General features: G+C 61.6%; 9 protein-coding genes. 5 read left to right on the top strand and 4 right to left on the bottom strand.

The window, feature by feature from the left end; genetic code table 11:
• Positions 1-80 precede the first annotated feature (80 nt).
• Positions 81-2,063: a bifunctional tRNA (5-methylaminomethyl-2-thiouridine)(34)-methyltransferase MnmD/FAD-dependent 5-carboxymethylaminomethyl-2-thiouridine(34) oxidoreductase MnmC gene (mnmC, locus tag GE543_RS20380; protein ID WP_153222240.1), complete on the bottom strand. Its 1,983-nt coding sequence runs from the start codon at positions 2,061-2,063 to the stop codon at positions 81-83.
• Positions 2,064-2,211: 148 nt separating this feature from the next.
• Between mnmC and pap the strand changes: the two genes are divergently transcribed.
• Positions 2,212-3,708, top strand: a complete 1,497-nt coding sequence (gene pap, locus GE543_RS20375) for a polyphosphate:AMP phosphotransferase (protein ID WP_153222239.1) — start codon at positions 2,212-2,214, stop codon at positions 3,706-3,708.
• A gap of 38 nt (positions 3,709-3,746) precedes the next feature.
• Here pap and GE543_RS20370 read toward each other — a convergent pair whose 3' ends face one another.
• A complete protein-coding gene (locus tag GE543_RS20370; RefSeq protein WP_153222238.1) occupies positions 3,747-4,160 on the bottom strand; it encodes a YbaN family protein in 414 nt (137 codons plus the stop codon).
• Positions 4,161-4,170: 10 nt separating this feature from the next.
• A complete protein-coding gene (locus GE543_RS20365; protein WP_003412674.1) occupies positions 4,171-4,758 on the bottom strand; it encodes a YecA family protein in 588 nt (195 codons plus the stop codon).
• Between the two features lie 177 nt (positions 4,759-4,935).
• Here GE543_RS20365 and recQ point away from each other — a divergent pair, with 177 nt between their 5' ends.
• From recQ to GE543_RS20350, 3 genes are all read left to right on the top strand, one after another.
• Entirely contained in the window at positions 4,936-7,065 is a 2,130-nt protein-coding gene (gene recQ, locus GE543_RS20360) for a DNA helicase RecQ (RefSeq protein ID WP_032699329.1), read from the top strand.
• 93 nt (positions 7,066-7,158) lie between these two features.
• Positions 7,159-7,593, top strand: coding sequence for a MarR family transcriptional regulator (locus GE543_RS20355; protein ID WP_003363288.1), 435 nt, complete (start codon positions 7,159-7,161; stop codon positions 7,591-7,593).
• A 95-nt stretch (positions 7,594-7,688) separates the two neighbouring features.
• The gene (locus tag GE543_RS20350; RefSeq protein WP_153222237.1) at positions 7,689-9,914 is read left to right on the top strand and encodes a FimV/HubP family polar landmark protein; all 2,226 of its coding nucleotides are present in this window, start codon (positions 7,689-7,691) and stop codon (positions 9,912-9,914) included.
• A gap of 32 nt (positions 9,915-9,946) precedes the next feature.
• Here GE543_RS20350 and GE543_RS20345 read toward each other — a convergent pair whose 3' ends face one another.
• Complete coding sequence (locus tag GE543_RS20345; RefSeq protein ID WP_153222236.1) at positions 9,947-10,297, bottom strand: topoisomerase DNA-binding C4 zinc finger domain-containing protein; 351 nt, start codon at positions 10,295-10,297, stop codon at positions 9,947-9,949.
• Between the two features lie 546 nt (positions 10,298-10,843).
• On the opposite strand from GE543_RS20345, the gene GE543_RS20340 reads away from it, so the two are divergent.
• Positions 10,844-13,849 (top strand): autotransporter serine protease, encoded by a 3,006-nt coding sequence (locus GE543_RS20340; protein WP_153222235.1) that lies wholly within the window; start codon positions 10,844-10,846, stop codon positions 13,847-13,849.
• Positions 13,850-14,071: the final 222 nt, after the last annotated feature.

Below are 14,071 nucleotides of genomic sequence, written 5' to 3'. Positions count from 1 at the left end.
AACTGCATTCCCACGCTGGAGCGTAGGGAACGATAATCTCAACTGTCGTGCGATGCTCCACGTTGGTCCTGCTTTTCAGGCTACTTCCCGCCGCCCCGAATCAGCCCGCGCAGCGCAAAGCGGTTGGGGTGACACGCCTCGGCCACGCTACGTGGCAAAGGCAGTGGTTCGTTGTCGAGCCAGGCGGCGATCAGTTCGCCACACAGCGGCGCGGTGATCAGCCCGCGCGAACCGTGGCCGCTGTTGACGTACAGGCCGTCCAGCCACGGGCAAGCGATGTCCGGCACCTGACGTGCGTCCTTGCCCAGCGCGGCATAGGCCTGCATGAACGCCCCACGGTCGGCCAGCGGACCGACGATGGGCATGTAATCCGGGCTGGTGCAGCGAAACGCCGCGCGCCCCTGCAATTGCTCGGGCGCTAAATCGGCGGCCTCGAGGCGCGAGGTGAGGTCTTCCGAGATCTCCCGCAACAGCCCCAGATTGTCCAGATGATCGGCCAGGTTCGGCGTCAGATCGGTGCTGTTGAAATCGAAACTGGCGCCCAGCGTATGTTCACCCAGGCGCGCCGGAGCCACATAACCCTCGGCGCACACCACGCTGCGCAATGCCGTGCTGGCCTGAGTCTGCGGCAAACGGGTGATCTGCCCGCGGATGCGTTTGAGCGGTAAGTCGGCGCTCTGCGAAAACTGCTGGATATCAGCTGCCCCGGCCAGCACCACGACCGGAGCACTGTCGATCAACTGTTCGTCACTCCAGACCTGCCACTGATCATCGACACGTCTCAGCTCCAGTGCCTGCTGATGAGTGATCAGGCTGATATTGGCGTGCGCAGCCTGTGCGTGACACAACGCAGGCGGATGAACCCAGCCACCTTCGGGGTAAAACAGCCCGCCACTGTTCAGCGCAACGCCGCTCTGCGCTTCGGCCGCGGGCTGCTCCAGCAGGTGCAGGAGTGATTCGGGGAAGGCATCGGCCAGTTGTTTCTGGCGCAGCGCTTCCTTGTCATCGAAGGTCAGTTGCAGCACCCCGCAAGCGTCCCAGTCGACTCCGCGCTGCAGGCGTTCAAGCAGCCTTCGTGTATGGCCGAAACCGCTGAGGATCAACTGTGACAGCGCCGTACCGTGCGCCGACAGTTTCAGGTACAGCACGCCTTGCGGGTTGCCGGATGCTTCCTGCGCCGGTGCGGCGTGGCGCTCCAGCAGGCTGACCTGCCAACCGCGTTGCGCCAGACTCTGAGCCGTAGCGCAGCCGGCCAGCCCCGCGCCAATCACCAGCGCTTTGCGCTCGCCGCCAATCGGTGCGGGGCGGGCGAACCATGGTTTGGCGGCAGGCGGATGCGCCACGTCCTCGGGCCAGGCGATAAACGCGCCACGCAGCACTTCCCATTTATGCCCGATGCCCGGCACCCGCTTCATCTTGAAACCCGCCGCATTCAGCGAACGCCGCACCCAGCCGGTGCTGGTGAAGGTGCCAATGGTGGTGCCCGGTGTGGACAGTCGCGCCAGTTCGGCGAACAGCTCGGGTGTCCACATTTCCGGATTTTTCGCTGGTGCAAAGCCGTCGAGAAACCACGCATCAATCTGCCCGTCCAGCTGCGGCAGCATCTGCAGCGCATCGCCGATCAGTAGCGTAAGCGTCACGCGGCCGCCCGCGAACACCAGACGCTGAAAGCCTTCATGCACAGCCACATACTGATCGAGCAATTGACCCGCAAACGGCGACAGCTCGGGCCACAACGCCAAGGCACGCTGCAGGTCGGCGTGGCTCAACGGGTATTTCTCGACGCTGACGAACTGCAGGCGCGCATTGGCGGGCGCGCACTCGTCGAACAACTGCCAGGCACAGAGGAAATTCAGCCCGGTGCCGAAGCCGGTTTCACCAATGATCAACCGGCCGTCATCCGGCAATTCGGTGAAGCGCCGGCGCAGGTCGTTCTGCACCAGAAACACATGGCGCGTTTCGTCCAGACCGGACTCGGTGGAAAAGTACACGTCGGAAAAATCGCGGGAACGCGGGTTGCCGTGTTCGTCCCAGTCGATCTGGGCGTGGCGGGTAATGGTCATGTCGGGCTCAGCGAAGGCAGTGGCGGCATTTTAGCCGTCTGCGCAGAGAAAAGTGCTATCAAGGATGTGCGGATTGACCGATGCCTGCAATCAATGGTCACAATCTCCATCAGGCGTTCTCTGAGCCCACATCAATCAGGAGCTGTGCATGTTTGAATCCGCTGAAATCGGTCATGCCATTGACGATGAGACTTACGAGGCAGCGTTGCCGCAATTGCGCGAAGCGTTGCTCGAAGCGCAGATAGACCTGCACGAGCAGGCTGGTCGCCAGATCATCGTGCTCATCAACGGCATAGAAGGCGCGGGCAAGGGCGAGACCGTCAAACTGCTCAGCGAGTGGATGGACCCGCGCCTGATCGAGGTGCGCACCTTCGATCAGCAGACCGACGAAGAACTCGCTCACCCGCCCGCCTGGCGCTACTGGCGGCAATTGCCGGCCAAGGGCCGCATGGGGATTTTCTTCGGCAACTGGTACAGCCAGATGCTCCAGGACAGGGTTCACGGGCGCTTCAAGGACGCCGTGCTCGATCAGGCCATCAGCGGTGCCGAACGACTGGAAAAGATGCTCTGCGATGAAGGCGCGCTGATCTTCAAGTTCTGGTTTCACCTGTCCAAAAAACAGATGAAGCTGCGCCTCAAGACCCTCAAGGATGATCCGCTGCACAGTTGGCGCATCAGCCCGCTGGACTGGCAGCAGTCCAGGACCTACGACAAGTTCGTGCGCTTCGGCGAACGGGTCCTGCGTCGCACCAGTCGTGAATACGCCCCCTGGCATGTGATCGAGGGTGTGGACGCCAACTACCGTAGCCTGACCGTCGGCCGCCTGTTGCTGGAAGGCATGCAGGCCGCGCTGAACAAGGCCGAGCCCGAGACTGCGGCGCTGACGGTCGGGCCGCTGGCGATTCACAGTAACGAGCTGACCCTGCTCGACAGCCTCGACCTGAGCCTGAACCTGAGCAAGGACGACTATCAGCAGCAGTTGATTGCCGAGCAGGCGCGGCTGTCCGGCAACATGCGCGACAAGCGCATGAAAAGCCACGCGCTGCTGGCAGTGTTCGAAGGTAACGATGCGGCGGGCAAGGGCGGTGCGATCCGACGTGTGGCGGCGGCGCTGGACCCGCGGCAATACGCCATCGTACCGATCGCCGCGCCCACCCAGGACGAGCGCGCGCAACCGTATCTGTGGCGTTTCTGGCGGCAGATACCGGCGCGCGGCAAATTCACCATCTTCGATCGCTCGTGGTACGGCCGCGTGCTGGTTGAGCGTGTCGAGGGTTTTTGCAGCGAGTCGGACTGGAAGCGCGCGTATTCGGAAATCAATGACTTCGAAGAGCAGCTCACCGACGCAGGCGTTGTGGTGGTCAAGTTCTGGCTGGCCATCGATCAGCAGACCCAACTGGAGCGTTTCGAGGCGCGCGAAAAGATCCCGTTCAAGCGCTACAAGATCACCGAAGATGACTGGCGCAACCGCAAGAAGTGGCCTGACTACCGCCAGGCAGTCGGCGACATGGTGGATCGCACCAGCACCGAAATCGCGCCGTGGACATTGATCGAGGCCAACGACAAGCGCTGGGCCAGGGTCAAGGTGTTGCGCACCCTCAACGAAGCGCTGGAAGCGGCGTTCGCCAGGGACAAAAAAAACTGATTGTCTGAGTGTTGCGGTGGCGTCGGCTTTACTCGGCGCTACCTCTCGCAACCGCCCGGCGGGCGCGTCTTCTGCCTGAGGATATAGATCGTCACCAGCACTGCGCTGGTCAGCATGAAGATGCGTGCCCAGGGTGAGGGCACCAGGTAGCACGACAGGCTGATGCTGAGCCACATCAGGACGATGGCGTAGACCTTGCCCTTGAGCGGGATGCCGTTGCCTTCGAGGTAATCACGAATCCACGGACCGAGTTGCGGGTGGTTGACCAGCCAGTCGTAGAAGCGCGGAGAGCTGCGCGCGAAGCAGGCCGCGGCCAGCAGCAGAAAAGGCGTGGTGGGCAGCACCGGCAGGAAAATACCGACCACGCCCAGTACCACGCTTAGCCAGCCAATCGCTACAAGCAGATAGCGCACCGACTTATGACGGCTGGTGCGCGGTGAGCCTTGCGCCATAGGCGCCGACTCAGTGATGGCGGGGCTTGAGGATCGCCGGCTTTTCGTCGGGTGCCTGGCAGAGCAGGTACAGGGCGGTCAGCGCTTCGGGGATCTGCACGATCATGTCGTCCATCAGGTTGGCGTCCTGAGCGATGTCGGCGAACTCCGGCTGTTCGTCGAACAGGCCCGAACCGACCATGATCGGCAGGAGCATTTCGCTGACTTCTTCCTCGGCACTTTCGAACCAGGCGTTTTCACGCAGGAACACGCCTTCCATGAAGCCAATGCACCAGCCGCGCAGGTCGGAATCATCCGGGTCGTCGCCCAGGTCCAGATCGCACGGCAGATCGAACTCTTCATCGGACGCCAGTTGGCGGGCAATGTGTGCTTTGAGCAGCAACAGCGTGGTTTCGATTTCTTCACGCTGGATATCGCTGCTGTACTGCGGCGTCTCGGAGAACAGCGCGTCGATCCACTCGCGCTCCGGCACCTCTTCGGCGCAGATGGACAAAGCGGTCAGGTAGCCATGCGCGGCCACGTAGTCCAGTGCTTCTTCGTGCAGTTCATCTGCATCGAGGAAGACTTGCAGGCGGGTTAATTGCTCAGCGAAGGACATGGAAGCGCTACCTTGAAAATAAACGATGCTGGATTCTAGGCCCTGAGCGTCCGTGGCGCCAGCGCGCAGGCCAATTGCAGTTAATTTCGACCGCTCATGTCCCAGTCATCCATTGCTCTCAAGTGCTCGGGTATACTCCCCCGTTTTGCAGTGCAGCAGGATATTCCGGGGTTTTTTATGCTTGAGCAGGCACAACGCGTACTTAAAGACATCTTCGGTTACGACAGCTTTCGTGGTCGCCAGGGTGCCATTATTGAGCGTGTAGCCAGCGGTGGCGATGCGCTGGTGCTGATGCCCACCGGTGGCGGCAAGTCCCTGTGTTTTCAGGTACCGGGGCTATTGCGCGACGGGCTGTGCGTGGTCGTGTCGCCACTCATCGCGCTGATGGACGACCAGGTTGCGACGCTCGATGAACTGGGCGTATCGGCCGCTGCACTCAACTCGACCCTCAGTGCCGAGCAGCAGCGCGACCTGGCCAATCGCATTCGTCTGGGCGAAGTCAAAATGCTCTACCTCGCCCCGGAGCGTCTGGTCCAGCCACGCATGTTGTCGTTCCTGCAAAACCTCAAGATCGCCCTGTTTGCCATCGACGAAGCGCACTGCGTGTCGCAATGGGGTCACGACTTCCGCCCTGAATACCTGCAACTGGGACAACTGGCCGAGCTGTTTCCGGATGTACCGCGCATCGCGCTGACTGCCACCGCCGACAAGCGCACCCGCGAAGAAATCGTCACGCGTCTGCACCTGCAGAACGCCGAGCGCTTTCTGTCCAGCTTCGACCGGCCCAACATCTTCTATCGCATCGTGCCCAAGGAACAGCCGCGCAAACAGTTGCTGGCCTTCCTTTCCGAGCGCCGCAGCGACGCCGGTATCGTTTATTGTCTGTCACGCAAGAAGGTCGATGAGGTCGCCGTCTTTCTCAGTGACAACGGCTACCCCGCGCTGCCTTATCACGCGGGTCTGCCGTCCGAAACCCGGGCGGCCAACCAGAAGCGCTTTCTCAACGAGGAAGGGCTGATCATGGTCGCCACCATTGCGTTCGGCATGGGCATCGACAAGCCCAACGTGCGTTTTGTCGCGCACATGGACCTGCCCAAATCGCTTGAGGCCTATTACCAGGAAACCGGCCGGGCAGGGCGTGATGGCCTGCCCGCCGATGCCTGGATGGCCTACGGTCTGCAAGACGTGCTGATGCTCAAGCAGATGCTGCAGAACTCCGAAGGCGACGAGCGTCACAAGCGGCTGGAGCAGCACAAGCTCGATGCCATGCTGGCCCTGTGCGAAGAAACCCGTTGCCGTCGACAGACCCTGCTGGCCTATTTCGACGAAGACATGCCCAACCCGTGCGGCCATTGCGACAACTGCGTCGATGGCGTGCAGACCTGGGATGCCACCGAGCCTGCGCGTCAGGCGCTGTCGGCCATCTACCGTACCGGCCAGCGTTATGGCGTCGGCCATCTGGTCGACGTGCTGCTCGGCAAGTCCAATGACAAGGTAGAGAGCTTCGGTCATCAGCACCTGTCGGTGTTCGGCGTCGGTAAAGCGCGCACCGAGTCCGAGTGGCGCTCGCTGTTCCGCCAACTGGTTGCGCGCGGTCTGGCGGACATCGACCTTGAAGGCTATGGCGGCCTGCGCCTCAGCGACACGTGCCGGCCTCTGCTGCGTGGCGAAGTTTCTCTGGAACTGCGCCAGGACCTCAAGCCACAAACCACATCGAGAAGCAGCTCCGGCAGCCCGGCCAGTCAACTGGTGCGTGGCGAAGAGCGCGAGCAGTGGGAAGCCCTTCGCGCGCTGCGGCGCAAGCTGGCCGAAGAGCACGGCGTCCCGCCTTACGTTATTTTCCCGGACTCGACCCTGCTGGAAATGCTGCGCAGCAAACCCGGATCGATGGCCGAGATGGCCAAGGTCAGCGGCGTCGGTGCGCGCAAGCTGGAGCGTTATGGCGAAGCCTTTCTCGAAGTACTCAGCGGCAAGGCCGAGGCACCACGGGTGGTCGCCGATGTGCGTCACGAACTGATCAGTCTGGCGCGGGCGGGCATGACCCCGACGCAGATCGCCGGTCAGTTGCAGTGCTCGGAAAAGAATGTCTACACCCTGCTGGCCGAAGCCATCGGCAAGCAGCAGTTATCCATCGAGCAGGCGCTGGACTTGCCGGAGGACCTGCTGGGTGAAGTGCAGGATGCCTTTCTCGATGGCGAAGGGGAACTGCCGCCAGTGTCGGCGATTGCCGAGCAGTTTGCCGGGCGGGTGCCGGAGGGTGTGTTGTATTGCGTACGTGCAGCGCTGCAATCGGAGTTTGAGGTATAACGGCGTGCGGCGGAGCGTCACCGTCCCGTGCTTGCTTGAACATAAGGACCATGCTTAGCTCGCTAATAATTAGTTTTAATCACGAGTTTCCTTATGCCAATGACTGATGAACATCGTTTCGGGATGCAACTCGGACACCTCACGCGAGGCTGGCGTGCCGAGCTGGATCGCAGGCTGGCCGATCTTGGCCTGTCTCAGGCTCGCTGGCTGGTGCTGCTGCACCTCGCGCGCTTCACCGAACCGCCCACCCAGCGCGAGCTGGCGCAAAGCGTGGGCGTAGAAGGCCCCACTCTGGCGCGTCTGCTCGACAGTCTTGAAAAACAGGGCCTGGTGCAGCGTCAGGCGGTGCTCGAGGATCGACGTGCGAAAAAGATCCTGCTCAGTGACACGGCATTGCCCTTGATCGAAAAAATTGAAAACATCGCCAATGTATTGCGTATCGAGTTGTTCGAGGGCGTGAGCGAAGAGGATCTGCGCGTCAGCATGCGCGTGCATTCGCAGATTCTCGCCAATCTGGAAAGATCCTGAGACGAAGCTGCGCATTCTCAACCATAATCGTTAAACGGATACTGACGTCCATCTGATTACGTGAGAAGCCTGCCGTGGTTTCCATAAGGGTTCGCATGCTGAAGAGTTCACTGGCTGCTGTCGAAGGTGCAGGCCGCAAGGCGCGCGAGGCGTTTGGCAAGGGCGTGTTGGCGGTTTCGTTGCTGACCTGCTCCACGCTGGCATCTGCGTTGGGCCTGGGTGAAATCACTTTACACTCGGCGCTCAACCAGCCGTTGAATGCCGAGATTCAGTTGCTGGAAACCAGCGGTCTGAGCAATGAAGACGTGGTCGCCCGGCTCGCATCACCCGAAGCGTTCGCCAAGGCCGGAATAGAGCGTGTGTTCTTTCTCAATGACCTGCGCTTCACCCCGGCCCTGCGTGGTGACCGCGGCGTGATCCGGGTGGTTTCCAGCAAGCCGGTCACCGAACCCTACCTGAGTTTTCTCGTCCAGCTGGCGCGGCCGAATGGCGATTTGCTGCACGAATACACGCTGCTGCTCGATCCTGCCACCTCGGCGCAAGGCCTGGCTGCCACGCGCAGCCGCAACCAGCAGCGCTCGGCCACCTCCGCTTCGGAAAGCCGCATGCCGGTCGCGCCACCGGCGGCCGTGCAGGGCAAACGCTATACGGTGGCCAGTGGCGACACGCTCAATGGTATCGCCAGCCGCTTGCAGGGACCGGGCAACAAGGTGTCGGCAAGCCAGCTGGCGGACGGTATTCGTTCGCTCAATCCGCAGGCCTTCGCCGCAGGTGCCGGTTCTGCGCTTAAAGTCGGCCAGGACCTGTTGCTGCCGGACGCCGCAGTGCTGCCGACCGCCGCAGCGCCTGCCGCAAGCGCTACGGCGCCGTCGCCAAAGCCTGTCGAATTGCAGCGTACCGCCGAGCAGTTGTCGGCCGCTGCCATCGAAAACCAGCAATTGACTCAGTCACTGGAGGCGCTCAAGGCGCAGACGCAGGAATTGCAGGAAGAGATGAGTGGCAAGGACAAACAGATCATCGCCTTGCGCAGTGATCTGGCCGCTGCGCAATCCGCTGCCACGCCAACTACCACGCCAGCTGCACCGGCAACAGTCACGCCAGCACCCGCCACACCTGCAGTTGCGCCTGCCGCGCCTGCTCAACCTGTTGCTGCATCGGGCAGCGATTCATTCCTCAGCCTGCCGATACTGATCGCTGCCGTATTGATCGTGCTTTTGCTGGTGGCATTTGCCTATTCGAAACGACGTCAGCAGCGCAAGGAATCAGCGGCGCTCGCCGCCACCCCGGATGACCAACTGATCAAGCCCGCTCAGGCATCCATGCTTCCGGTGTTCGAAGTGCCTGCTGTTGCGCCGCAGCCCGTGGTGCAGAGCCCATCGACGCCGGCGCCGGCCAAGCCATCGCCAGCACAACGCTCGCCCGGCGCTGCTCCGGATGCGCTGGATGGCGTGAGCATTTACATCGCCTACGGACGCTTCACCGAGGCGATGGGTATTCTGCGCAGCGCCCTGGAAACCCAGCCCGAGCGCGATGACATACGCATTCGCCTGCTGGAGTTGCTGGCGGAACAGGGCGACGGCACTGGTTTCGTTCGCGAAGAACAGGCTGCGCTGGAGCACGGCGTCGATCCGCAGACCATTCAGGACATCCGCGATCGCTTCCCGCAGCTCAAGGCTGCCGAGATCGCTCCCGTTGCGGCGGTCGTCCCGGCTGTCGCGGTGGCAGCCAGCACATTGTCTTTCGATAAATCCGAGCCTGAGCCTGAGCTCTACCTGCAGCCCGAAGCTGAGCCAGAACCCGCCGCGCAGCTGGATGAAAGCGCGGCTGCCGCGCTGAACCCGCAGCACGCCGATGAGTTTCAGTTGAACCTGGACGACCTGTCGATGGACGCCGACTGGGATCTGGTCGACCCTTTCGACAGCCCGCCGACGCGCGCCAAGCCTGCCGCTACACCAGCGCCGGCTGAAGTCGACCCCGGTTTTTCTTCGGACCTGACCCAGTTGCCGGAAGTCTTCGAGCTCTCGGACGAACAGTTCCTCAGTGATTTCTCCGAGCCCGAGGTGGTTGAGCCAGTCGAAGTACTTGTGCCATCTGCCGCCGACGGCCTGAGTGACGATTTCCTCGACAGCTTCATGAACGATGACGCTGATTTCGACCTGCTGGATCTGGAAGAACCGCCGCTCAGCCAGATCAATCAGGCGCAAGTGCTGATCGAGGACGGCGATCTCGAATCGGCCCGTGAAATCCTTCAGCAGGTCATTGACGAGTCTGATGAAGAGCATCGGCGCATGGCGCGCGAGCTGTTGGCCAACATCAGCTAAGTGGCGCTTTTGAGGAGCGACCGGTCTGGCGTTTAGCGAAAGATCGGTCGGATCCCCCGGCATGTCGGGTAGGCCACACAACCCCAGAATTCCCCCGCGTTCTTGCCGGTGCGCGCCACCTTGATCACCATGGTTTTCCGGCAGTGCGGACACGCAGGCGCCGCAGGCTTTGCCGTGGGTGTTGGCGGCGCAGGTTGACGGGGCTTCTTGTCGGGTTTGGCGCGGCGGGTTCTGACCGGCGCTTGCGGCTCAGGCGAGTGCACTGCAGGCGTAACGGGCTCCGGGTGCTGTCGCTGGCTCGGTGTGCCTCCTGCAACCCGGCTCAATAAACCGCGCAGTGTCTTGATCAGTGATTTCAGCGCAGAGGCCGTGTTGCGTGCCATGGGAGTGCCTTGGGTCGGGTCGCGATCAGGGCAGCATGGTGCAGGCATCTCGTCGTGGCGCAAATACCTGGTTCCGCCGCTAAGCAGGCCACGCCTTGGATAGGACGCGGAGCGTCCTGAACGGCATTACCACGCGCGCGCCACTTATCGTGCCCATCGCTCCGCGTGGGCATGCCGTTCATGACGCTCTGCGTCATCTTTTTCCATGAATCTCCGAATGGATATTTATTATTGCCAGACAAGTTTTGGCGCCCTCAGACATGTAACGCTGTTGGCAACTGTCACTGGAAACATTAGCTAGCGCGCGAGAAAAATAAATCGCGTGCAATTAAATGGCCACTATCCAGTAACTCATCTGAACAATAAAAATAAAAACAAACCCAATGAATTCAATTATCTATCACTGAAATATATGCCCGGCGATGCATTATCCTTATGTCTTAACCTTTGTATCAGAATTGAAATAAAACTGTTGCCAAGTTTTACACTGCGGACTATGTTCTGGAATCGCTCAATCAAGAGCCAACCAGTATCAGGTGTGCAGGGATGCAAAAGTCGAAGTGGGTGAGTGTTGTCCGTTATTCGTTCAAGTCTGTAGCAACCGGCGCGTTTTGTGCGCTGTCTTTTACAGTTGGCTGCTCGGCTTATGCTGACTATGTCGAGCAGGGCAAGCCGGGTGACGCTGCCAGCTGGCGCTCGGCAGAATTCCAGAGCGACTGGGGTCTGGGCCGCATTCAGGCTGATCAGGCCTACGCCGCTGGCATCACCGGGGCAGGCGTCAAGATCGGTGCGCTGGACTCGGGCTTCGACCCGTCCCACCCGGAAGCCACGCCGTCCCGCTACCACGCAGTCACCGCTACCGGCACCTACGTTGACGGCTCGCCGTTCAGCATCACCGGTGCTATCAACCCGAACAACGACACCCACGGCACGCACGTCACCGGGACCATGGGCGCGGCGCGCGATGGCGTCGGCATGCATGGCGTGGCGTACAACGCGCAGATCTACGTCGGCAACACCAACCAGAATGACAGCTTCCTGTTCGGCCCCAACCCGGACCCGCAGTACTTCAAGGCGGTGTACGGCGCCTTGGCGGATGCCGGCGTGCGCGCCATCAACAACAGCTGGGGCAGCCAGCCGGCCGACGTGACCTACGCCACCGAAGCGGGCGTGCGCGCTGCCTACGCTCAGCACTACAACCGCGGCACCTGGCTGGACGAAGCGGCGAATGTCTCGCGCAAAGGCGTGATCAACGTCTTCAGTGCAGGCAACAGCGGTTACGCCAACGCCAGCGTGCGGGCGTCGCTGCCTTTTTTCGAGCCGGATCTTGAAGGCCACTGGCTGGCCGTGTCGGGTCTCGACAGCAGCAACGGTCAACGCTACAACCAGTGCGGCCTGTCCAAATACTGGTGCATCACTATGCCCGGTCGACTCGTCAACAGCACCGTGCCGGGCGGTGGCTACGGCATTAAATCCGGCACTTCCATGTCCGCGCCGCATGCCACTGGCGCGCTAGCACTGGTGATGGAGCGCTTCCCGTACATGACCAACGAGCAGGCGCTGCAAGTGCTGCTGACCACCGCCACTCAGCTCGACGGTTCGATCACCCAGGCACCGACCAACAGCGTCGGCTGGGGTGTGGCCAACCTGGAGCGGGCAATGCGCGGTCCGGGCCAATTGCTCGGCACCTTCGACGCTAACCTGGGCGCAGGTTTGACGGATGTGTGGAGCAATAATATTTCCGATCAAGCGCTGATCCAGCGTCAGGCCGAGGACAGCGCCGAGCAGGCCACCTGGCAGCAGACGCTGATCAGCAAAGGCTGGCAGAACGGCGTTGCCAGCACCGCCAGCCAGCAGGATCAGGCCGATTACGCCACCGGCACTGCTCGCGCCGCCGCGGCTGTGCAACGCCAGTATCAGGGCAGCCTGATCAAATCCGGCGCAGGCCGCCTGATTCTCGACGGCGCCAACACCTATCGCGGTGACACACTGGTCAATGGCGGCGTGCTGTCGGTCAATGGGTCGCTGGTGTCAGCCGTGCAGGTCAATGCCGGCGGCACACTGGGCGGCAACGGCCAGATCGGCGGGCTGACAGCGCGCAACGGCGGTATCGTCGCGCCGGGCAACTCCATCGGTACATTGCAGGTCAATGGCAATGTCACCCTTGAGCCGGGTTCAACCTACGCCGTCGAGCTCTCGCCAACCGCCAGTGACCGCATCGTCGCTACCGGCAGCGCTACCGTGTCAGGCGCCAACATGACGCTGGCGCTGGAGAATGCAACGCCAGTGGCCTTGAGTGCTGCACCAGTCCAAAGCGTGGTGGGTCGCCAGTACAATGTGCTGCAAGCCGCCAATGGCATCAACGGCCAGTTTGGCAGCGTCACTTCCAACTACGCCTTCCTCGGTGGCCGACTCGACTACGCAGCCAACGCGGTCGCACTGAACGTCGAGCAAACCGCCGCTTTCAACAGCGTGGCGCAAACCCCTAACCAGGCGGCTGTAGCGACTGCCGCCGAACAGCTCGGCGCCGGTAATGCGGTGTATGAAAACCTGCTGCTTACCCAGAGCGCTGCCTCGGCACGCAACAGCTTCCAGCAATTGTCCGGTGAAATTTACCCGGCCATCGGCAGTATGTTGATCAACGACAGCCGTCAGGTCCGGGATGCCGTAGGTGAGCGTCTGGGTGCCAGCGTGTTCGGCAACGATGGCAACACTGCCGCACAAGACAACGTCTGGCTCAAAGCCCTGAGCGCATGGGGTAAGACCGACTCGCGTGACGACACCGCCGGTTACACCTCCTCGATTGGCGGGCTGCTGGCCGGTGTCGATGGCAACCTTGCCGATGACACCCGTCTGGGCGTCGTCGCTGGCTACAGCGACAGCTCGTTGAACATGGGCTCCGGCACGCATTCCCGGGCGTCGGTGGACAGCTACCATCTGGGCGCGTACCTCGGCCATGAAATCGGTGCGCTGCGCCTGACCCTCGGCGCCGCACACAGCTGGCATCGCATCGACGCGCAACGCGACGTGCAGGTCGGCGGCGCAGCGGGCAAGGAGAAAACCAAACACGATGCGCAGAGCACTCAAGTGTTCACCGAGGCGGCGTATCGCATTCACCTGCAACCCGCGACGCTTGAGCCGTTCGCCAATCTGGCCTACGTCCACCTGAACACCGATGGCTTCACCGAGAAGGGCGACGCCGCAGCCCTGTCTGCCGGTAGCGACAACCGTGATGCGGTACTCAGTACCCTGGGCCTGCGTGCCCTGAAGAGCATCGCGATCAGCGACCGTCAGAAGGTCGACCTGTCCGGCAGCCTCGGCTGGCAGCACAACCTGAGCAACACCGATTCCGAACAGCATCTGGCATTTGCCTCCGGTGGCAGCAGCTTCGCTATCGAAAGCTCGCCGCTGGTGCGCGATGCCGCGCTGGTCGGTGCTCACGCCAGTCTGGCGTTGAGCAAGGAGGCAAGGATCAGCCTCGATTACAGCGGCCAGCTGGCCAGTCGTGAGAAAAGTCACGGTGTCGGCCTGAGTCTTAATTGGCAGTTCTAAGCAGTACGCAACCCTATGCTCTGTACGGAAAGTGGCTGCGCTCGGTGATGCTTCGTTAAAAACAGGCTCGGAATGCTCATTTACAACACGTAGACTCCGCTTCCTCGCCTGTTTTTGCCTTGCCTGACCTTCGCTCGCCGACTTTTCGTACAGAGCCTAAGCCCAAAAGAACGACGCGCATGCAGATGCATGCGCGCGGAGATTCGTGCGCGTTAACTAAGG

The sequence above is a fragment of the Pseudomonas sp. SZ57 genome (assembly GCF_009495975.1).
In the GTDB taxonomy this organism is placed as follows: Bacteria; Pseudomonadota; Gammaproteobacteria; order Pseudomonadales; family Pseudomonadaceae; genus Aquipseudomonas; species Aquipseudomonas syringae.
Note: the sequence above shows the minus strand (reverse complement) of the source record. Positions and strands in the feature narration are given on the sequence as shown.

Bases quoted from the DNA above. Each gene is read 5' to 3' on its own strand.
- mnmC (WP_153222240.1), bottom strand. From the start codon at position 2,063: ATGACCATTACCCGCCACGCCCAGATCGACTGGGACGAACACGGCAAC.
- pap (WP_153222239.1), top strand. From the start codon at position 2,212: ATGTTTGAATCCGCTGAAATCGGTCATGCCATTGACGATGAGACTTAC.
- GE543_RS20370 (WP_153222238.1), bottom strand. From the start codon at position 4,160: ATGGCGCAAGGCTCACCGCGCACCAGCCGTCATAAGTCGGTGCGCTAT.
- GE543_RS20365 (WP_003412674.1), bottom strand. From the start codon at position 4,758: ATGTCCTTCGCTGAGCAATTAACCCGCCTGCAAGTCTTCCTCGATGCA.
- recQ (WP_032699329.1), top strand. From the start codon at position 4,936: ATGCTTGAGCAGGCACAACGCGTACTTAAAGACATCTTCGGTTACGAC.
- GE543_RS20355 (WP_003363288.1), top strand. From the start codon at position 7,159: ATGCCAATGACTGATGAACATCGTTTCGGGATGCAACTCGGACACCTC.
- GE543_RS20350 (WP_153222237.1), top strand. From the start codon at position 7,689: ATGCTGAAGAGTTCACTGGCTGCTGTCGAAGGTGCAGGCCGCAAGGCG.
- GE543_RS20345 (WP_153222236.1), bottom strand. From the start codon at position 10,297: ATGGCACGCAACACGGCCTCTGCGCTGAAATCACTGATCAAGACACTG.
- GE543_RS20340 (WP_153222235.1), top strand. From the start codon at position 10,844: ATGCAAAAGTCGAAGTGGGTGAGTGTTGTCCGTTATTCGTTCAAGTCT.